This is a genomic window from Enterobacter cloacae complex sp. P42RS (assembly GCF_014930595.1).
Lineage (GTDB): Bacteria > Pseudomonadota > Gammaproteobacteria > Enterobacterales > Enterobacteriaceae > Enterobacter > Enterobacter bugandensis.
The window spans coordinates 290,059-312,690 of sequence record NZ_JADBRK010000001.1 but is presented as its reverse complement, the minus strand read 5'-3'; the positions used below and the strand labels follow the sequence as shown (position 1 = coordinate 312,690).

Below are 22,632 nucleotides of genomic sequence, written 5' to 3'. Positions count from 1 at the left end.
AACAGCGGTGTGTATAATAATTTTACAATACACCATCAGGTTAAGATACTGTTATCAACGCCATGCACTGTAACATCTTTGCGTTAATCACCCTTTTTCCACGCATAAATATAACTCTATATTTCTTTTAAAATACCGACCGCAAGCCACTTTTTCTCAGGTATAATGAAAATTCCGAAAAAGAAGGCTGGATACTTCATCTATCGGCTCATCAAACACGAGAAAAATGCTATGGATAATCACATCTCATCCAGGGCCTTGCTACATCGAAGGGATGTTATAAAAAGCAACCCGCGGTTTAGTGAGGCAATATTAGAGCACTACACAATCAATGACGCCATCTACAAAAAACAACCCTTGTTCTACAAGACAATGCTTCAGGAATCACGGTTTAACATTATTCTTTCCATGTGTTGTTTTATATTTGGCAATCAGGCCGAATCCGTCTCAGAGATAAAAGAGTTATGTTCCCGCTATAAAATAGCCAGCCCCAACAGTGTTATTGCGATCATTACGTTACTCAGAACCACGGGACGCATCAGGACCTGGCGCTGTACGGAAGACCGGCGAAAAACGAGAATTGCCCCAACCGAAAAAGGATTGAATGAACTCAAACGCTATATGTCCGGTGCATTTTTACCCGTCAGCATTCTTTACCCGACGTTTAATATTGATGTAAACCTGCTGGATAATGACACATTGAGAAATAATTTCTTCCGCCGCGCGGCAGAATATCTTTTTCGGGGATTAACGTTCAGAAAAGTTTTACCGGAAGTGGGGTTATTTATTGATAAGGATGGAGGCCGCATGATTATGCTGTATCTTTACCTGCAGGCCATAAAAAACAAATCCGCCCACGGCGCGGTTATTCAATATTCCGCCAGTACGCTCGCTAAAGAATTCTTTGTCTCCCGGATCCACGTCAACCGGATTATCAAATCGGCGCATGAGGCAGGTTATCTTAAAGATCGTGGTGACGGTCGCCTGTCGGTGTATCCGGCGTTTTTCGAACTGGTCGAAAACTATGCCGGATTATATTTCGCCTATGTTACTCATTACATTAACGTGGTACCGAAGGAGCGACGCCACCCAAACAACGTAACGTCAACGGTATAATACAAATGGCGTTCGGTATCCCGAACGCCAATCTTTATCTCTCGCGCAGCGCCTCTTTTGCCTTGTTCAGCGGTTTCAACAGATAATCCAGGATGGTTTTGCTGCCGGTTTTAATATCTACCGTTGCAATCATCCCTGGAAAGACCGGAAAGTCTTTGCCCTGCTTATTGGTCAGGTGGTTACTGTCGGTGCGGATATAGACGCGGTAGTAGTAGACATCTCTTTTCACCTCGTCCTGCAGGGTGTCCGGCGAAATCATAGTCACCTCGCCCTCCAGCCCGCCATAGATGGAGTAGTCATAGGCCGTAATTTTCACCAGTGCTTTCTGGCCGGGGTGGATAAACGCGACATCGCGCGGCGAGATTTTCGCCTCAACCACCATCTGGTCGTCCAGCGGGACCAGACTCATCAGCTTGCCGTTCGGGGGAATAACGCCGCCCACGGTCGTCACGTCAATATCCTTCACAATCCCACGCACCGGCGCGTTGAAGGTCAGCCGGGTCAGGGAGTCCTCACGCCCTTTCATCACTGAACGCTGGGCTTCAATCTCCGCGTTGGCTTTCGCCAGCTCTTCGCGAGCGCGGACGTAATACTGATTTTTCATCTCGGTGATTTTATTCTCAAGCTCATTTTTTTGACGCTCAAGACGTAACACCTCAACCTTGCTGGCCGCCCCCTGGGTCACCAGCGGACGGGTCAACGACAGCTCGCGCTGCACCAGCTCGGCGCCCTGACGTAAGCCGGCCAGCCCTTTTTCAAGGCTCTCGCGACGGGACTGATAGAGCGCCGTTTCCTGTTTGACCAGCTCAACGTCATCGTCCAGCTCCTCGGGAAACGCGAGTTCCGTGTCGTTAACTTCGGCCTTCAGTCGCGCAGCCGTTGCCAGCGCCGCGTTCAGACGAGACTCGCTCTCCAGCACGCTGGACTCGGTTTTAGTCCGGTCAAGCTGTGCCAGCTGCTGACCGCGCTCAACGATATCGCCTTCGCGAACCAGCAGGCTGTGGATAATCCCCCCTTCCAGGGACTGAATCACCTGCTCATGGGAAGACGGGATCACCTTGCCGCTGCCGGTCGTGACTTCGTCCAGCTGGAACAGGCTCGCCCAGGCGATAAACACCGCCAGCAGGGCAAATAGCGACCATGCCACCAGCGAGGATCGCGGCAGGCGCGGCTCTTTCAGACGGCTGTTATAACGGGAGAAATCGTTCATGCCGCCCCCTCCTCTGCTACAGCCGCCGGCTTCATGGTCACGGTGCGCTGTGCCGCCTTTTGCGGCGCCAGCCCGTGCTGATGCAGGATCGCGTCGCGCGGGCCGTCCATCACCACCTTGCCGTTTTCCAGCACAATAATGCGGTCGACCAAATCCAGAATCGGCAGGCGATGCGTTGCCACCACCAGCGTCCGGCGCTTGCCCAGCCATTTGTGAAGATGCTGAATAAACTGCTTCTCGCTCATCTCGTCCAGCCAGGCGGTAGGCTCATCCAGCAGCAGGATATTCGGGGCAGTGATCAGCGCGCGCGCCAGCAGCAGCGCCTGACGCTGTCCGCCTGAAAGCCCAGCTCCCCCTTCGTTGATGATATAGTTCAGCCCCATTTTCTGTTTGCGCACAAACTCCAGCGCGCCGCTGTTGACCAGCGCCTGATGGATTTCCTCGTCTGTCGCCAGCGGATTGCCCATCAGGATATTGTCCCGCACGGAGCCAAAGAACAGCCGCGCCTGCTGGCTAAGAAGCTGCATGTCGCGACGCAGGTCGGCCGGGTCCAGATGATTGAGAGCAATATCGTCCAGCAGAATGCTCCCCTGCTGCGGCTCCTGCATGCCCGCCAGAAGCTGCAGCAGCGTGCTTTTACCGGAGCCGTTACGCCCGAGCACCGCCACGCGCTCACCGGCGCGAATCTGCAGTTTGCTGATGTTCAGCACGGTGAGTTTCTCTTCTTCGTCATAGTAGAAGCCGACGTCTTCCAGCCGGTAATCCCCGCGCAGGTGCGCTTTATGCACCTTCTTCCCGTGCTGCGGATCGTCAATCGGGCGCTGCATCAGGTCGTCCAGCCCCTTGCGGGCCACTTTCGCCGACTGCCAGCGCGAGAGCACGCCAGAGATCTGCGACAGCGGCGCGATGGTCCGCGACGCCAGAATCGAGGTTCCCACCAGCGCACCGGTGGTCATGTCGCCGCTGATGACCAGGTAACAGCCCACCAGCAGGACTACCGCATAGACGATGGACTGCACCTCCTGGGTCCAGGTCAACAGCAGCCCCGTCAGCCAGCGCTGCTTCATGCCGACGCTGGCGGCCACGTCGTTGGTGTTGTTCCACTGGTTCTGGAAACGCTGCTCGGCGCGCATCAGCTTGATGTCTTCAATACCCTGCACCGCCTCCACCAGCGTAGCGTTACGAATGGCGGATTCACGCATCCCTTCGCTGGAGAGTTTCCCCAGCGGGCGCTGCACCAGCAGGCCCGGAATAAGCAGCAGCGGCACGGCGAGCAGGACCACCAGCACCAGTGGGCCGCCAATCATCCACAGAATAAAGACGAACAGCAGGAAGAACGGCAGATCGGAGATCGCCGCAATGGTGGTCGAGGTGATGAGCTCGCGCACCGACTCCAGCTCGCGGATCTGGGCGATAAACGATCCGGTTGATTTGGAGCGCGCCCCGTTTTTAATCCGCAGCGCGTGGGCAAAGACGCGTTCTGAGATGCGCAGGTCGGCGCGTTTCCCCACCACGTCCGAAATATGCACGCGTAGCATGCGCATGATGAATTCAAACACGATGGCGAGCATGACGCCGCCAAACAGCACCCACAGCGTGGCCTCCGACTGCGACGGCACCACCCTGTCATACACCTGCATGGAAAAGACCATGCCGGAGAGTGCCAGCACGTTAGCGACCAGCGCCACCAGCATGATGTCGCTGTAGCGGCGCCAGTCCTTCAGCGCCAGCTGCCAGAACCAGTTTTTCTCATACGGTTTGATGTAGTCGTCCACGCGGGCATCCGGCGTGGACTCTAGCGGGCGCAGCACCAGCAGCGTTTTCAACCGTGAGCCGAGCGCGTCCCGCGTTAGCGTCGTCTCCAGCCCGCCGTCGCCGCTGAACTGCAGGCTGACGTTGCCTTCGTTGTCCATACGGTTAATGACCGCGATTTGACCGCCAGTGAATTCCGCCAGCAGCGGCAGGCGCCACGGATCGAGAGATGTTGCATCCGTCGCCACGCGCATTCCCAGCCCTAGCTGGCGCGCCATCTCCTCCAGCACCAGCTGGCGCGGAGACTGACTTTCATGGTTAATCGTGACCCGAACGTGCTCCACCGAAAAGTCCAGCCGGTAGTGCTTCGCGATGATGAGCATGCCCTGCAGCCAGGGTTCGTACTGTGGATGTGTCTTCATAATCTCCGGGTTAACGCCATTCGTGTAAAGAAACGCCAAAAGGCCGCGAGGATTGCTCCCCGCGGCGTTGGTTTACGCAATTAACAGTTGATGATTCGCCAGCAGCGTTGCCAGGTCCGTCTGCACGCCGTTCAGCGTCACCAGGGTGGTTGGCGAGAACTGGCCGCCGGTACCGTCCAGATCCACCTGGATTTCGGTATTGCTGCCGTTCTGCACCACGCGGACGTAATCGGTGATGTTGCCCGCGCTGCTGTCCAGCGTGGCCACGCCGTTCACATAGCTCGCCGAGCCCGTGCCGGTATAGCCGCTGCCAGAGAGCAGATCGCGCAGGTCAATACGATCCGTGTCCGCGGTCCCTTCCCAGGTGCCAACGGTGAAGCCGTTCACCACGTCATGACCGTTACCGCCCGTGGCATCCGAGGCGTTAATCAGCTTGTAGAGCAGCGTATCGTGACCGCCGCTGCCGATGTTGAAGGTGTCGTTTCCGCCGCGGCCTTCGAACCGGTTATCACCGCTGTTGCCGGTGATGACGTCGTCGTAATCCGAGCCGTTAATCCCTTCAATGTTCAGCAGACGCGTGGTGCCGAAGCCGGTGTCCTGCGCGGTTGAGAGTCGCAGATCCACGGTCACGCCGGAGGTCGCATTGCGGTAATCCACCACGTCCATCCCACCGGTGTTGCTCCAGGTGTCATGGTCGGAATGGGTAGTCCAGCCGCCGGAGCCGTTGTAGGTATAAGTGCCATTTTCGGCGATAAAGGTGTCGTTATACCCGGTTCCGGTAATGGTTCCGCTGTGGCCGCCTGTGGCCGCTTCGGCCGTCAGGACGTAGCCCTCTTTGCCGTTGCCCGCTTCCAGACCGCTCCAGGTGACGTTATCCGACACGCCGTTGGTGATCTTCAGGATCTCGGCCGAATAGGTTTCATTCGGATCCAGCCCGTAGAAGCTCACCAGCGCAGAGGTATCGTTCGACCCGATACCGGACTGGGCGTTAATGATCTGCGAAGCCACCAGCACGCCCGCGGCGTTGTACAGGTTGACCGTATTGCCGTAGTAGGCGTTGATGCCCTCGCTGTCGACAATGTGCAGATGCATCGCGGTGCCGTCGGCAATGGTTTTGCTGTTCTGGACCAGTACCACCTTGCCGTTCTGCTGGGAGACCAGCAGATCCTGCGCACCGTCCCAGTTGTAGTCCACTGCCGCCACGCCGGTGGCGTAAGCAATGCCTGAAGCCAGCTGGCTTGAGGTCCAGGTGGAGCCGTAACCGTTGTTGGTGAACAGCGTCGCCGTCTGTGAACCGCCGTAGGTGCTGAGCTTGATGATGTCCATCTGCCCGTCCCCGTTCCAGTCCACCGCCACCGAGAGATACCCCGCCGTGGCGTTAGAGGCTTCCACTGCGCTCTTGGTGGTCGAGAGCTTCCCGGTACCGTCGTTGTAGTAGATCACCCCGCCGTTGTTGTTGTAGCTGCTGCCCAGGTACAGATCCATGTAGCCATCGCCGTTGAAATCCGCCCACGTCATGGACGCCGCCGTGGTGGTATTCGCGGCGTTTACCACAAACACGTTGGTCAGGTTCTGGCCGATGGAGAGCGTGCCGTTGCCGTTGTTGTTGATCACGGTGAGCGAGTACGCGCCGCTGCGGTTGGTGTGCTGAACGATATCCACCGTACCGTCGTTGTTCAGGTCGACGCCGGAGATTTCACGCCCGGAGTCGAACTGGCCGTAGAAACCGCCCTCCCCGCCGGTGCCGTCCGGCGACAGAACGCCGTTGTTGTTCACCAGGTAGGTCAGTGAGTCCATACCGGCATCGCCGTAGGCCAGATCCAGGTAGCCATCGCCGGTTTTATCGTACGCAATCACGCCGCCGTACCAGATGGTGGTCCCCATCGCCAGCTGGCTGGCGTTATAGGTGCTGCCATCGTAGGTCCACATCACCTGCGTTGACCCGGCGTAGGTATTTTCCGTCGCGAAGATATCCTGCGTGCCGTTACGGTCAAAGTCGGCGGCGGTCTGGCTCACCACGTAGTAGCCGCGGGTGTTGGTCAACGTATTTCCGGCATAGGTCGAGCTATCGCTGCTGGAGTAAGCCTGAGTGTTCGCAATGATATTCCACAGACCGCTACTGTTCATGCCGAGGGTCATGGTGGAGTTGTTGCTGTTCCCCGCCGTGGTTGCCCAGTCGGTATTCACCGAGGTGGTATCAATCACCAGGCTGCCGGTCGCCGTACCGGTGGTATTGCCGTTACCCGCGCTGCTCTTCACCTGCGCCGTCACGCTGTAGCCCGCCACGCTCAGGGCATCGCCGTCCGGGATCTGCAGGTACCAGGTATTGTGATCCGGGTCGACTACCACGGCCCCCCCCGTCTGGGAGGTGTAGGTTTTCCCGTTCACCGTCACCACCAGGTATTCACCGTTCACCAGGTCGGCGGAGACGGTACCGCTGACGATTGGGGTGGTATCCGACGTGGTCTGGGCGGTAATCGCCGCCGTGGTGGTCGGGATACTGGTATCAACGTTCAGCACGAAGCCGTCAGATTCCGTGTAGTTACCGGCTTTGTCGGTCACGCGCACGATGTACGTGTGGTTGCCATCGCTCAGGCCGTTATCCTGGAAGGACCAGCTTGCGCTGCCGTTCATGGTCACCTGACCGAGCAGAACGCCGTCGCGGTATAGCTGGACGATCTCGCCGTCTTCAGGGGCGCGGTTGAGCGTACCGTTGATCAGCGGCGCGTTATCGTCCGTGGCCACCGTGCTGCCAAAGGTGCCCTGACGCTCGCCTTCACCGTCGGTATAGCTCACTACCGTGCCTACCGTAGCTGGCGGCGTGGTGTCCACCGTCACCACCTGAGAGGCGGTGGAGCCGACGTTGCCCGCCTGGTCGATAATCCGCACCTGCCAGGTGTAGTCTCCGTCAGGCAGAACGCGGGTATCGGTGTAGCTCCAGCGCTGGTTGGTGACCGTGGCGTCAACCCAGGTGTTTCCGCCGTCGAGGCTGATCTGCACCCGTTCGTCGCTCGCCAGCGCGCTGCCCAGCGAGCCGTTGATGGTCAGGGTGGTGTCCATAGTGATGAAATCACTCCCGGACTGCCCGGTATCATCGCTGATGCTGTCGATGGTGATGCCGTACTGCGGCGCCTGGGTATCCACCGTCACGGTCTGGGTGGTAGTGGCACCGACGTTGCCCGCCTGATCGACTACCCGCACCTGATAGCTGTAATCCCCGTCGGCCAGGGTGCGCGTGTCGTTATAGCGCCACTGGGTACCGCTTACCGTGGCATACACCCAGGTGCTGCCGCCGTCCATGCTCACCTGCACGTACTCACCCGCCCCTAACTCTGCACCAAGCGTGCCATGCAGGGTGTACGAGGTCGAACTGGTCAGGAAGTCGTTATTGTCGAAGCCAGTATCCACGGTGATGTTATCCACCGTCACCGTAATCGCCGCATCCGGGGCGACCGTATCGACGGTCACCTGCTGATGGGCGCTGGCGCCCACGTTGCCCGCCGCATCCACCACGCGCACGTAGTAGTCATAGGTCTGGTTACCCAGCGTACGTCCGTCCACGTAGTACCAGCTGTTGCCGGTGACAATCACGTTCTGCCAGGTGACGCCGCCGTCGATGCTGATCTGGGCATACTCGCCGTCGGCCAGCGTCGCGCCGAGCGAGCCGTGCAGCGTCAGGGACGTATCGTTGGTGATAAAGTCGCTGCTGCTCAGGCCGGTATCGTCGCTGATGCTGTCGATAGCGATCGTTTTACTGGCGTCCGGCGCAACCGTATCAATCGTCACGACCTGGCTGGCGGTGGCGCTGATGTTGCCCGCGTCGTCAATCACGCGCAGCTGGTAGTTGTAATCCCCGTCGGCCAGCGTACGACCGTCCACGTAGGTCCAGGTCAGGCCGCTCACGCTGACGTCGGTCCAGGTGACGCCGCCGTCGAGGCTGATCTGCGCGTGGTCGCCGCTGCCCAGCGCCGCGCCGAGCGTCCCTTTCAGGCTGATCTGGTTGTCGCTGGTGATAAAGTCGCTGCCGGACAGGCCGGTATCCTGGGTGACGGAATCCACGGTAATGGTCGTTGCCGCAGGCTTCGTCAGATCAATTACCACGTCCTGGCTGTCCGTTGCCCCCACGTTGCCCGCGCTATCGATCACCCGCACCTGGTACTGATACGTACCGTCCGTCAGGGTGCGGCCATCGGTGTAGCGCCACGTGGTGCCGGTCACCGTCAGGTCAATCCAGGTGGTGCCGCCGTCGAGGCTGATCTGCGCCTTCTCGTTATTGCCGAGCTGCGCGGTCAGGGAGCCGTTGACCACTACCTGCTTATCGTTGGTGATGAAATCCGTCGCGCTCAGGCCGGTGTCGTTTTGCAGCGAATCAATGCTGATGCCCATCGACGGCGCGGTGAGATCGACGGTGACAGTGTGGTTATCGCTGGCGCTGTTGCCGATGGCGTTGCTGACCTGCGCCTTAATCACGTACGAACCGCCGTCTGCCAGCGCGGTGACGTCTGCGCTGCCCACCGTGTAGCTCCAGGTGCCGTCATTCTGCACGGTCGCCGCGTAGGTTTTGCCGTTCAGGGTGATGGTCACCGTCTGGCCCGCAGGCGCGTCGGTGGTGCCGCTGACGACCAGCGGCGTGCCGTGTTCGGCCGCGTTGACGATATCGTCCTGCGCAAAGGTGTTAATGGTGATGGTTGGGACATCGCCGTTCAGCGTCACGTCGTGCGTTGCGCTACCCGGGTTGCCCGCCCTGTCGCTTACCGACGCGGTAATGGTGTAATCCCCGTCGCTCAGGCCGAGGAAATCACGCCCCGGCACGAAGACCGACCACGTTCCGTCCGCCCCGACGGTCGCCTGATAGCTGTGCCCGCTGAAGGAAACGGTCACCGTCTGGCCCTGTTCTGCCGTGGTGGTGCCGCGGATGGTCTGACCCGCCAGCTGCTCCGCGTTGTTGACGATATCGTCATCCGCCACGGTGCTGATGGTCACGGTCGGCGCAGCGGTATCCACCGTTAAGGTGTGCGTGGTCTGGCCGCCGTTACCGGCTTTGTCGTTGACCGACGCGGTGACCGTCAGCGCCCCCTGGCTCAGGATAGCGAGATCTGCCGCCGGCACATCGAGCGTCCAGGTGCCGTCGCTGCCGACAAGCGCAGTGTAGGTTTTGCCGCCCAGCGTCACGGTGACGGTCTGGCCCGCCTCCGCGCTGGACGATCCGTGTACCGTCAGCGGCTGCTGCGCTTCCAGCGCGTTCAGCATGTCGTCACCCGACAGCGTCGCAATGCTCACGACAGGCGCGGTGGTATCCACGCTGATGCCGTGCGTCGCCGAGGCGCTATTGCCCGCGCTGTCCTGCGCCGACACAGATACCTGATAGCTCGCGCCATCGGCCAGGGCACCCACGTCTGCGGCCGGAACGGTGGTCGTCCAGCTGCCGTCGTTCTGGATGGTGGCCGTATAGGTCTTGCCGTTCAGCGTCACGGTGACCTGCGTCCCGCTGGCGAACTGGGCGCTGGAGCCGTTAATCACCAGCGCACTACCCGCTTCTGTTGCGTTGATGACGTCGTCACCGCTGAGGGTGTTCACCGTCAGCGCCACGGAAGCCGTGTTCACTACCACATCGTGAGTCTGGGTGCTGCTGTTGCCCGCGCTGTCGGTAATGGTCGCGCTAATGGTCACAGTGCCGTCGGTCAGGGCAGAAATCACGCTGGCCGGAACGCCCACGCTCCAGTTGCCGCTGGCGTCAACGGTGGTGGTGTACTGGTTTGAACCGATGGTGATGACCAGCTTATCGCCGACGCTCGCGCCGGTTGCCGTGCCGCTCACGATCTGCGCCTGCCCGTGCTCCACGCTGTTGATGACGTCATCGCCCGCCACAGCCTTAAAGCTGACGGACGGCGGCGTGGTATCAAGCGTAATCGCTTTGCCCGCGCTGCCCGGGTTACCCGCGGCGTCGCTCACGCTGACCTGCACGGTGTAACCGTTATCGGCCAGTGCGGAGAGGTCGGTGCCCGGTACGTTGACGCTCCAGATACCGCCCTGCTGCACCTGAGCGGTATAGCTCTTGCCGCCCAGCGTCACGGTGACCGTCTGCCCGGCTTCCGCCGTGGTGGTGCCGGAGATGGGCACGCCCGCAGCCGCTTCGCTGCCGTTAATCACGTTATCACCTGCCACCGTATCAATCGTCACGGTCGGCGCGGTCGCATCCACGCTGTAGTCGCGGCCTGCCGTCGCGCTGTTGCCGTGCACGTTGGTGACGCTCACCTGCACGCTGGCGTCGCCGTCCTTCAGGCCCGCGAGATCCGCGGAAGGCACGGTGGCCGTCCAGTTGCCGTCGGCATCCACTTTCGCGGTGTAGGTTTTGCCGCCGAAGGCGATTGTGACGGTCTGGTTTTCCTCCACGTTCGAGGTGCTGCCCGAGAGCACCAGATCCGCGCCTTTCTCCGCCGCGTTAATCACGTCGTCGGTGGCGATCGCATCGATGCTGATAGCCACAGCCGCCAGATCGACGGTGACGTCGTGACTGATGGAGACCGGGTTGCCCGCGCTGCTCTGGCCTGCCACGGTGACGGTCACCGCGCCTGCTGCCAGGGCACCCACGTCTGCGGCCGGGATCGCCGCGCTCCAGGTACCGTTCGCCAGCACGGAGGCCGCATAGGTTTTGCCGTTAACGGTCACGGTGAGCGTGGTGCCCGCCGCCAGCCCGTCGCTGGAACCGGTGACGATCAGGTTCTGTCCGTGCTCGATGCTGTTGATCACATCATCGCCCGCCACGGTATTAATACGCAGACCCGGCAGGCTGGCGCCTATAACGATTTCGCGCTCGCCCGCGCCGGTATTGCCGTGGCCGTTGGTGACGGTCGCCGACACGGTCAAATCGCCGTTGCCCAAGGCCGTCAGGACGGACTCCGGCACGCTCACGGACCAGCTCAGATCGCTCTGCACCGTCGCGGTGTAGCTGTTGCCGCCGATGTTCACCGTCACCGTGTTACCGGCTTCCGCGTTCGCCACCTTACCGGTGATGGTCTGGCCTGCCGCCACTTCTGCCGCGTTGATGACGTTATCACCCGCCACGGTGTTGATGGTGACGGTCGGCAGCGCGGTGTCGACCAGCAGGTTCGCGGTATTGCTGACGCTATTGCCCACGCCGTTGGTCGCGGCTGCGCTCAGGGTGTAATTCGCTTCGCCCAGACCCGCCAGATCCGCCGCCGGAACCGTCAGGCTCCAGGTGCCGTCTGCGGCGGTCGTTGCAGTGTAGCTTTTTCCGTTGAGGGTCACGGTCACCAGGGTGCCTTCCGCGAGGTTGGCGCTGGTGCCGCTGACGCTTAGTTCCTGACCTTTTTCCAACGCGTTCAGGACGTTATCGCCGCTGATGGCGTTGAAGCCCACGGACGGCAGCCCGGTGTCCACGGTGACGTTATGGCTGCCGCTGCCGGTGTTGCCCGCCGCGTCGGTAACAGACGCAGTGACGGTCACGGTGCCGTCGCTGAGACCGGAAATCACGCTGGCCGGAACGCCCACGCTCCAGTTCCCCGCCGCGTCCAGCACGGTGGTGTACGTCTGGCCGCCAATCGTGACGGTGACCTTATCGCCCGCTGCTGCGCCGGTGGCGGTGCCGCTGATGATTTGCGCCTGCGCGTGCTCAGCGAGGTTAATCACGTCATCGCCCGCCACGGTGTTGATGGTCACCGCAGGCACGGTCACGTCCACCGTCAGGTTATGGTTTACGGATGCCGGGTTGCCCGCCTTGTCGCTTACGCTCGCGGTCACGGCGACGCTGCCGTCGCTGAGCGCCGCCAGATCCGCTGCCGGAACGTCCAGCGTCCAGCTGCCGTTCGCGCTGACGGTTGTGGTGTAGTCCTTGCCGTTCAGCGACACGGTCACGGTCTGGCCCGCTTCGGCGGTGCTGGTGCCGGCAACCGTCAGGTCAGACTGCGCTTCCGTGGCGTTCAGGATGTCGTCAGTCGCCATCGTATTGATGGTGACGGACGGCGCGGTGGCATCCACGCTGTACTCGCGGCCCGCCGAAGCGCTGTTGCCGTTCACGTTGGTGACGCTCACCTGCACGCTGGCGTCGCCGTCCTTGAGGCTCGCCAGATCCGCAGCCGGCACGGTATAGGTCCAGTTGCCGTCTGCTTCTACGGTAGTGGTGTAGATTTTACCGTTCAGGCTCAGGGTGACGGTCTGCCCGGCTTCTACGTTGGTGGTCGCGCCGGACAGCACCAGATCCGCCCCTTTCTCCGCCGCGTTGATCACGTCGTCGGTGGCAATGGCGTTGATGCTGATGGCAACGGTAGTCAGATCCACGGTCACGTCGTGGCTGATGGTAATCGGGTTACCCGCCGCACTGTCGCCAGTGACGCTGATTTTCACGGTGCCTTCCGGCCACGCGCTCACGTCCGCAGACGGAACCGCCGCGCTCCAGGTGCCGTCCGCCAGCACCGTCGCCGCATAGTCTTTGCCGTTCACGGTAACGGTCAGCGCCGTGCCCGCCGCCAGCCCGTCGCTGGAGCCGGTGACGATCAGGTTCTGCGCATGCTCAATGCTGTTGACCACGTCGTCGCCCGCCACGGTGTTCACGCGCAGGCCCGGCAGGTTAGCGTCTATCGCAATCTCACGCTCCCCGGTGCCGGTGTTGCCGTGGCCGTTGGTGACGGTTGCCGTCACGCTCAGGCTGCCGTTGCCGAGTGCGGTCAGCACATCAGACGGCACGTTCACGGACCAGCTCAGATCGTTCTGCACCGTTGCGGTATAGCTGTTGCCGCCAATGGTCACGGTTACGGTGTTGCCCGCTTCGGCATTCGCCACGGTACCGCTCAGGGTCTGGCCTGCCGCCACTTCCGCCGCGTTGATAACGTTATCGCCCGCCACGGTGTTGATGGTGACGGTCGGCAGCGCGGTGTCGACCAGCAGGTTCGCAGCGCTGCTCACGCTGTTGCCCACCCCGTTGGTGGCGGTAGCATTGAGGGTGTAACTGGCCTGACCGAGACCGGCCAGATCCGCAGCCGGAACCGTCAGGCTCCAGGTGCCGTCCGCCGCCGTCGTCGCGGTGTAGTTTTTACCGTTCAGGGTCACGGTCACCACGGTGCCTTCCGCCAGGTTGGCGCTGGTGCCGCTGACGCTCAGATCCTGACCTTTTTCCACCGCATTCAGGACGTTATCGCCGCTGATGACGTTGAAGTTGACCGATGGCAGACCGGTATCGACGGTCACGTTATGGGTGCCGCTGCCGGTGTTGCCCGCCGCGTCGGTAACAGACGCAGTGACGGTCACGGTGCCGTCGCTGAGGCCAGAAATCACGCTGGCCGGGACGCCCACGCTCCAGTTCCCCGCCGCGTCCAGCACGGTGGTGTAAGTCTGGCCGCCGATGGTGACGGTGACCTTATCGCCCGCTGCCGCGCCGGTGGCGGTGCCGCTGACGATCTGCGCCTGACCGTGTTCGGCGACGTTAATCACGTCGTCGCCCGCCACGGTGTTGATGGTGACCGCTGGTACGGTCACGTCCACCGTCAGGTTATGGTTTACGGATGCCGGGTTGCCCGCCTTGTCGCTCACGCTCGCGGTAACGGTGACGCTGCCGTCATTAAGCGCGGCCAGATCCGCCGACGGAACGTTCAGCGTCCAGCTGCCGTCCGCGCCGACGGTTGTGGTGTAGTCCTTGCCGTTCAGCGACACGGTCACGGTCTGGCCCGCTTCGGCGGTGCTGCTGCCGGAAATCGCCAGGTCAGACTGCGCTTCCGTGGCGTTCAGAATGTCGTCGGTCGCAATCGTATTAATGGTGACGGATGGCGCGGTGGCATCCACGCTGTACTCGCGGCCCGCCGAGGCGCTGTTGCCGTTGACGTTGGTAACGCTCACCTGCACGCTGGCGTCACCGTCCTTCAGGCCCGCCAGATCCGCAGCCGGCACCGTGGCGGTCCACTTACCCGCCGCGTCCACCGTGGCGGTGTAGTTCTTGCCGCCGAAAGTGATGTTGACGGTTTGATTTTCCTCCACGTTTGAGGTGGTGCCGGAGAGCACCAGATCCGCCCCTTTCTCCGCCGCGTTAATCACGTCGTCGGTGGCAATGGCGTCGATGCTGATAGCGACGTTCGCCAGATCCACCGTCACATCGTGGCTGATGGAAACCGGATTGCCCGCGCTGCTCTGGCCTTCAACGGTCACGGTGACCGTGCCCGCTGCCAGGGCACTTACGTCCGCAGAAGGGAGAGCCGCGCTCCATGTACCGTCCTCCAGTACCGTCGCGGGATAGGTTTTGCCGTTGACGGTAACGGTCAGCGCCGCACCCGCCGCCAGCCCGTCGCTGGAGCCGGTGATAATCAGGTTCTGTCCGTGTTCGATGCTGTTGATCACGTCGTCGCCCGCCACGGTGTCCACGCGCAGGCCCGGCAGGTTAGCGTCTATCACGATTTCGCGCTCGCCCGTTCCGCTATTGCCCACGCCGTTGGTGACGCTGGCTGACACGGTCAAATCGCCGTTGCCCAGCGCGGTCAGAACGGATTCCGGCACGTTCACGGACCAGGTGAGATCGCTCTGCACCGTTGCGGTGTAGCTGTTGCCGCCAATCGTCACGGTCACGGTGTTGCCCGCTTCGGCATTCACCACCTTACCGCTAATGGTCTGGCCGGCAGCCAGCTCCGCCGCGTTAATCACGTCGTCACCGGCGACGGTGTTGATAATCACCCCCGGCAGAACGGACTCCACGTTGACGGTGTGCGAGGTGCTGGTGCTGTTGCCGACGCTGTCCGTTGCCGATGCGGTAACGGTGTACAACGCTTCACCCAACGCGCCGACCTGATCTGCAGGAACGGTAGTCGTCCATTTCCCGTTGCTGTCGACCATCGCGCTGTACGCTTTGCCGTTCAGCATCACGGTCACCACTGCGCCTGTCGCCAGGCCGGAAGCCGTACCGGAGATCGTCAGGTCCTGGGTTTTCTCGGTGTTGTTGATCACATCGTCACCGGAAATGGTGTCAATGGTCAGCACCGGCGCGGTCAGGTTCACCTCCACGCCGTGCGTGGCGCTGTTGCTGTTGCCCGCTTTATCGGTCAGCGCCGCGGTAATAGTGTAATCCCCGGCGGCCAGCGCGGTGACGTCCGCCGCAGGCACGCCCACGCTCCAGTTGCCTGAGGCATCCAGGGTGGCGGTGTATGATTTGCCGTTGAGGGTAACGGTGACCACGTCGCCCGCCGCCGCGCCGGTCACTGAGCCGGTGACGATCAGTGCCTGCGCATGCTCGGCGCTGTTGATCACGTCGTCGTCGGAAACGGTGTTGATGGTCAGCTGTGGCACGGTGGTATCGACCAGCACATCGCGTGCCGCGGAGGCCGGGTTGCCCGCTTTGTCCGACACGGTGGCGCTGACGGTATAGTTCCCGTCGGTAATCGCGCCCAGATCCGCAGAAGGCACAGTCACGCTCCAGCTGCCGTTTGCCTGCACGGTGGTGGTGTAATCCACGCCGTTCAGCGTGACGGTCACGGTCTGGCCCGCTTCGGCGTTAGAGACGCCGTTGACGACCAGATCCTGCTGCGCTTCGGCGGCATTGATGATGTTGTTGTCGCTGACGATTTCGATGGAGACCGTCGGCGCGGTGGCGTCCACGCCGTACTCGCGTCCCGCAGAGGCGCTGTTGCCGTTCACGTTGGTGACGCTCACCTGCACGCTGGCATCGCCATCCTTCAGGCCAGCCAGATCTGCCGACGGCACGGTCGCCGTCCAGTTGCCGCTGGCATCCACTTTCGCCGTGTAGGACTTGCCGCCGAACGTGATGTAAACCGTCTGGTTCTCTTCCACGTTGCTGGTGGAACCTGAAAGCACCAGATCTGCGCCTTTTTCTGCCGCATTAATCACGTCGTCGGTAGCAATCGCGTCAATGCTGATAGCAACCGTCGCCAGATCGACCTTCACGTCGTGGCTGATGGAGACCGGGTTGCCTGCCGCGCTATTTCCCTCGACCTTCACGGTGACCGTGCCTGCGCCGAGCGCGCTGACGTCTGCCGCCGGAATGGCCGCCGTCCAGGTACCGTCTGCCAGCACCGTGGCCGCGTAGGTTTTGCCGTTGACGATCACGCTCAGCGCCGCGCCCGCTGCCAGGCCGTCGCTGGAGCCGGTAATAATCAGGTTCTGCGCATGCTCAATGCTGTTAATCACGTCGTCGCCCGCCACGGTATCGACGCGCAGGCCCGGCAGATTGGCGTCGATGGTGATCTCGCGCTCGCCGAAGCCGGTGTTGCCGTGGCCGTTAGTGACGCTGGCTGACACCGTCAGATCGCCGTTACCGATAGCGGTTAAGACCGCGGACGGCACGTTGACCGACCAGCTCAGATCGTCCTGAACCGTCGCGGTATACGTATTGCCGCCGATTGAAAGGGTGACAGTGTCACCGCTCGCCGCGCCGCTCACCTTCCCGCTCAGGGTTTGTCCGGAAGCGACTTCCGCCGCGTTAATCACGTCATCGATGGCGATTGCGTTAATGGTAACCTGCGGCAGCGCGCTGTCGACCAGCACGCTGTGGCTGGCGTTCGCGCCGTTGCCTGCGCTATCGGTCACGCTTGCCGTGACGGTATAGCTCGCTTCGCCCAGCGCAGAGACGTTCGCCGCCGGAACGGTCACGCTCCAGCCGCCGCTGGCGTTGGTGGTCGCGGCGTAGCTGATGCCGTTCAGGGTCACCGTAATGGCTGTACCTTCCGGCTGGTTGCTGGTGCCCGAAATCTGCAGATCCTGGCCTTTCTCGACCGCGTTAATCACGTCGTCAAGCGCCAGGGTATTGATGGCAATCTCCGGCGCGGCCAGGGAGACGTCAAATTCATGCGTGGCGGTGGTGCTGTTACCCGCTTTGTCGGTGAGGGTCGCGGAAATCGTCTGCTCGCCGTTAGCCAGCGCGCCCACGTCTGCCGCCGGAACGCCCACGCTCCAGCTTCCGGCACCGTCCAGCATCGCGGTGTAGTCTTTGCCGTTCAGGGTGACGGTAATGACGTCACCCGCCTGCGCGCCCGTGACCTTGCCGGAGACGATCAGCGCCTGGCCGTGCTCGGCAATATTCACGATGTCGTCGCCCGCGACGATGTTAAAACTAATCTGCGGCACGGTGGTATCCACGAGCACGGAGGCATCCGCGCTGGCCGGGTTGCCGGCTTTGTCGGACACGGTCGCCGTGACCGCCGCGCTGCCGTCGGTGATGCCCGCCAGATCGGCTGCCGGCACCTCCAGCGTCCAGCTACCGTCAGCATGCACCTGCGCGGTGTACTGGTTGCCGTTGAAGGTTACGCTGACCGTCTGGCCTGCTTCGGCAGTGGACGTCCCGCTCAGGGTCAGATCCTGCGCTGCCTCAGCCGCATTCAGCATGTTGTCGCCGCTGATGGTATTGATGGTCACCGTTGGCGCGGCGGTATCGACGCTGAACTCCTGCGCAGACGACGCCGCGTTGCCGTTCACGTTGCTCACGCTGACCTGCACGCTGGCGTCGCCGTCCTTCAGGCCGCTCAAATCGGCTGCCGGTACGGTGTACGTCCAGTCGCCGTTGGCGTTCACCGTCGTGGTGTAGGTTTTACCCGCAAAGGTGATGGTGACGGTCTGGCCCGCTTCTACGTTGGCGGAGGAGCCGGAAAGCACCAGATCCTGACCTTTTTCTGCCGCGTTGAGCACGTTGTCCGCGGTCACGCTGTTGATGCTGACGGCGACCGGCGCGAGATCGACGTCCACGATGGTGCCGATAGTCACCGGGTTGCCGGAAGGATCCTGCGCGCTTGCCTTGATATCCAGCGAACCGTCCGCCCACTGGGACACGTCCGCTGCCGGAACCGCCGCCTGCCAGGTACCGTCCGCCAGTACGGTTGCGGAATAAATCTTGCCGTTAATGGTCACCGTGACGGTGCTGCCCGATGCCAGATCGGTGCTTGAACCGGAAACAATCAGGTTCTGAGCGTGCTCGATGACGTTAATGACATCATCACCCGCCACGGTATCAATACGCAGGCCGGGCAGTTGGGCGTCGATGGTAAAGTCCAGCGAAGACGAACCGGTGTTGCCGTGCGCGTTGGTGACGCTGGCCGATACGGTCAGTTCGCCGTTGCCGAGCGCGGTTAACTGGCTCTCGGTTAACGGCAGGCTCCATGAGAGATCGTCCTGCACGGTAGCGGTGTATGTCTGCCCGCCGAGGATAATCGTGACGGTATCGCCCGATGCCGCGTTAGAGACCTTCCCGGTCAGGGTTTGCCCTGCGGTGACTTCCGCCGCGTTGACGATATTGTCGGTCGCGAAAGTGTTGATAGTGACGACCGGCAACGCGCTGTCCACCAGCACATCGTGCGAGGTTGAGGCGCTGTTGCCCACATTATCGGTAACGCTCGCCGTCACGGTGTAATTGGCTTCGCCCAGCGCGCTCACCGCAGAGGCGGGCACGGTGACGCTCCAGCTGCCGCTGGCGTTAGTGGTGGCGGTGTAGTTGATACCGTTCAGGTTTACGGTGATTGTGGTCCCTTCCGGCTGGTTGCTGGTACCGGAAAGCAGCAGATCTTCACCCTTCTCTGCCGCATTGATCACGTCATCTACGGCCAGCGTGTTAATACCGATAACAGGCGTCACGGTATTCACCACCACATCCAGAGAACTGCTGCCGGTGTTGCCGGAGCGATCGGTCACGGAGACGTTAATGGTCCAGGTGCCGTCCGTCAGCCCCTGAACGACGGATGCAGGCAGGCCGAGGCTCCAGTTGCCCGCCGCGTCCACCGCGGTGGTGTAGTCCACGTTATTAATAGTGATGGTGACCAAATCGCCCGCCGCAGCGCCGGTGACGGAGCCGCTCAGGATCTGCGCCTGAGAATGGGCCAGCTGGTTAACGGTGTTGGTGTCGGTGACAAAGTCATTAATGGTCACCTGCGGCACGGTGGCATCCACCAGCCCAACGCGGTCCGCACTGCTGCTGTTACCTGCCACGTCGCTTACGGAGGCCGTCACGATGACAGTGCCGTCTGCCAGCGCGCCAACGTCGGCGGCAGGCACGTTCAGCGTCCAGTTGCCGTCAGCTTGCACGGTAGTTTGATAGTTTTTGCCGTTCAGCATCACGGTGACCGTCTGGCCCGCTTCAGCGGTTGTGCTGCCGCTGAGGACCAGATCCTGCTGCGCTTCTGCCGCATTGATGATGTTGTCGTCGGTCAGATTATCGAGCGTAATGGCCGGCGGCTGCGTATCGACGGTCACCACGCGTGAGGCGTCCGCGCTGTTGCCGCTGACGTTAGTCACGCTGACGCTTACCTGCGCCCGCCCGTCGATCAGCGTTTCCATGGCGTTCGCCGGGACGGTCAGGCTCCAGGAGCCATCCTGCTGCACCTGCGCGGTAAAAGTCTGGTCGGCAAATTTCACCACCACGGTTTGCCCCGCCTCCACGCCCTGCGTCTGGCCGGAAAGGGTTAAGTCGCTCCCTTTTTCTGCCGCGTTCAGCAGGTCATCGCCGGAGACGGTATCAATGGTGACCGCCACGGCGTTGAGATCGAGTTCAATCGGGTGTTCAGCCGCAACGGTGTTGCCCCAGGCATCTTCCGCGCTGACGCTGACCGTCATACCTCCGGCCGTCCAGGCCTGCAGATCCGCAGCAGGAACGCCAATGCTCCAGCCGCCGCTGGCGGTCACCACGGCGTGATAGTCGACATTGTTGATGGTGACGACAATCGGCGTACCTGCGGCCAGATGGGTGCTGGCGCCGGTGACGGTCAGATCCTGCTGCTGCTCGATGGCGTTGATCACATCATCGCCGGAAATGGTGTTTACGCGCAGACCCGGCAGTTCCGCGTTGATATTGATATCGCGCTCGCCGGTGCCAGTATTACCGTGCCCGTTGGTCACGGAGGCGGTAAAGGTCAAATCCCCGTCGCCGAACGCCTGAAGATCCGCTGAAGGGATCGTGACGTTCCAGGTCAGATCGCTGCCCACCGTGGCGCTGTAACTCTTACCGCCAACGGTAACAGACACCGTATCGCCCGCCGCCGCGCCGGTAACGCGGCCACTGAGGGTTTGGTCCACGCCCGCTTCGGCGTTATTAACCAGGTTATCCCCCGCAAAGGTGTTAATGATCACCTTCGGCAGCACGGTATCGACCAGCAGATTCGCCTCTGCGGAGCCGCTGTTACCCACGCTGTCGGTGCCGCTGACGCTGACGGTGTAAAGCGTGTTCGCCAGATTCAGGACGTCGGACACCGGCACCTGGACCGCCCAGATGCCGTTTTCAACAGTGGCCTGATAGCTGACGTTGTTCAGCGTCACGGTGATGGCGCTGCCGTCAGGCAGGTTGCTGGTGCCGGTCAGGCTCAGCGGTTGCATTGCCTCCTGAGCATTCAACACGTTGTCCTGGCTGATGGCGTCAATCGTAAATTCCGGTGGGTTGCCGCTCAGCACAATGCCGTGCGTGGCGCTACCGGTGTTCCCCGCTGCGTCGGTGACGGAGACGGCAAGGGTGTGGTTGCCCTCACCCAGCGCGCCGACGACGGAGGCAGGAACGCCCACGCTCCAGCTGCCGTCTGCCTGTACGACGCCGGTGAAGGTCTGGCCGCCAACGGTCACGGTGACGACATCGCCTGCCGCCGCGCCGCTCGCCCGCCCGGAAATAATCTGCGCCTGTCCCTGCTCGCTGGTGTTGAGGATATCGTCGCCCGCGACGGTGTTGATGGTGACGACCGGCGCATTGGTATCTACCGTGAAATCCGCGGTCACGGACGAGCCGTTGCCTGCTTTGTCGCTGACGTTCACCGTCAGGGTGTGGTGACCCTCATTAAGGGCCTGCACCTCGCTGGCCGCCAGCGTGACGGACCAGGTGCCGTCGCTGCCCACCGTGGCGTTATAATTTTTGCCGTTCAGCGTCACGGTCACAATCTGCCCGGCTTCCGCGTTGGTTTTACCACTCAGCGTTAGCGGATGGTTGTGCTCAGCGGCATTAATGATGTTGTCCTGCGCGAGCGTATCGACGGAGAGCGTTGGCGCAGCGGTATCCACGCCAATCGTCTGGCTTCCGCTCACGGTGTTACCCGCCGCGTCTTTGCCGCTGACGCTGACGGTCCAGGTACCGTCGCTGAGCGCCTGCGCGTCTGCCGCAGGCACGTTAACGCTCCACGCGCCGTCTGCTCCCACCTGAGCGGTGTAGGTTTTGCCGTTCAGCGTTACGGAAACGTCGGTTCCCTGCGCCAGATGCTGACTGCTGCCGGACAGCGTAAAGCCTGCGGACTGTTCGCTGGCGTTAATCACGTTGTCACCCGCCGTTGTCGCCAGCGTAAGCGTGGCCTCGGACGTAGAAACGGTCACGGTGATGTTGCCCGCTGACGTGGTTTTACTGCCGTCGATCTGCACCACCGACCAGGTGTGCTCTCCGTCGGCCTGGGTCGGGAGTTTTACCGTCCAGGTGCCGTCTTTACCGACCATCGCGCTGGCGATGGTGCTACCGCTGCCGTCTTTAATCTGGATGGTCGCGCCCGGCTGACCGGTACCGCTGAAGGTCGGCGCGTTATCGTCCGTGAGGGCGTTTGCGCTCAGCACTCCCTGCTTGTCGCCCACCTTGTCCGACAGCAGGAAGGTCGGCGTGGCGCTTTCCACTTCTTTGGTGTTATCAATGACTTTCGTTTTGGTTTCGCCATCACCGCCGTGGGCCAGCAGTGCGCCGATAGCACCGCCGCCTAACGCCGCCCCTGCAATCCAGCCCCACGGGGCATCGCTCAGGGCGCTTCCCTGCTCCAGGAAGGGTTCAATGCTGCTAATGGGTGTGGCCTGCGCGGTTAATTCAGTAGCGGCAACGCCTGACGCTTCCCCGGCATCGGCAAAAGAGAGATGAGTCAGTTCCTGCCCGTCGTTGAACACCAGCTCTGACTGATGTTGGGTTTCAGGATCTTCAACAAAATAGTTATTGCAGCGAATAACGCTGCCGTCCTTCATATAAATGAGAAGGTCTTTACCCTGGCGGACATAACGCTCCACGTCCTGAGCAGAGCCCTGAATTTCAATCACGCTCGGCGATGAAATAGAGACCGACAGATTTCCTTCGCCGGTTAATTTCGTTTTCTCCGCCGTTTTGCGAATGATGACATCAACAACCTTTACGTTACTCATATTCCTCTCCTTGCAGGTGTACGGATCCCTGTGGATATATCCACCAGACGGATG

4 protein-coding genes are annotated in these 22,632 nt (G+C 61.5%); 1 reads left to right on the top strand and 3 read right to left on the bottom strand.

Annotation, left to right across the window (positions count from 1 at the left end; all coding sequences use genetic code 11):
- Positions 1–231 precede the first annotated feature (231 nt).
- Positions 232–1,116: a hypothetical protein gene (locus IM314_RS01400; protein ID WP_028013087.1), complete on the top strand. Its 885-nt coding sequence runs from the start codon at positions 232–234 to the stop codon at positions 1,114–1,116.
- A 34-nt stretch (positions 1,117–1,150) separates the two neighbouring features.
- Here IM314_RS01400 and IM314_RS01395 read toward each other — a convergent pair whose 3' ends face one another.
- The 3 genes from IM314_RS01395 to IM314_RS01385 all read right to left on the bottom strand — a co-directional run bounded on the left by IM314_RS01395 (position 1,151) and on the right by IM314_RS01385 (position 22,578).
- Complete coding sequence (locus IM314_RS01395; RefSeq protein ID WP_028013086.1) at positions 1,151–2,326, bottom strand: HlyD family type I secretion periplasmic adaptor subunit; 1,176 nt, start codon at positions 2,324–2,326, stop codon at positions 1,151–1,153.
- Positions 2,323–4,500 carry a type I secretion system permease/ATPase gene (locus IM314_RS01390; protein WP_193358263.1) on the bottom strand — a complete coding sequence of 726 codons (2,178 nt, stop codon included), beginning with the start codon at positions 4,498–4,500 and terminating at the stop codon, positions 2,323–2,325. Before IM314_RS01390 ends, IM314_RS01395 begins: the two co-directional genes overlap by 4 nt.
- A 72-nt stretch (positions 4,501–4,572) precedes the next feature.
- Complete coding sequence (locus IM314_RS01385; RefSeq protein ID WP_193358264.1) at positions 4,573–22,578, bottom strand: Ig-like domain-containing protein; 18,006 nt, start codon at positions 22,576–22,578, stop codon at positions 4,573–4,575.
- Positions 22,579–22,632 lie beyond the last annotated feature (54 nt).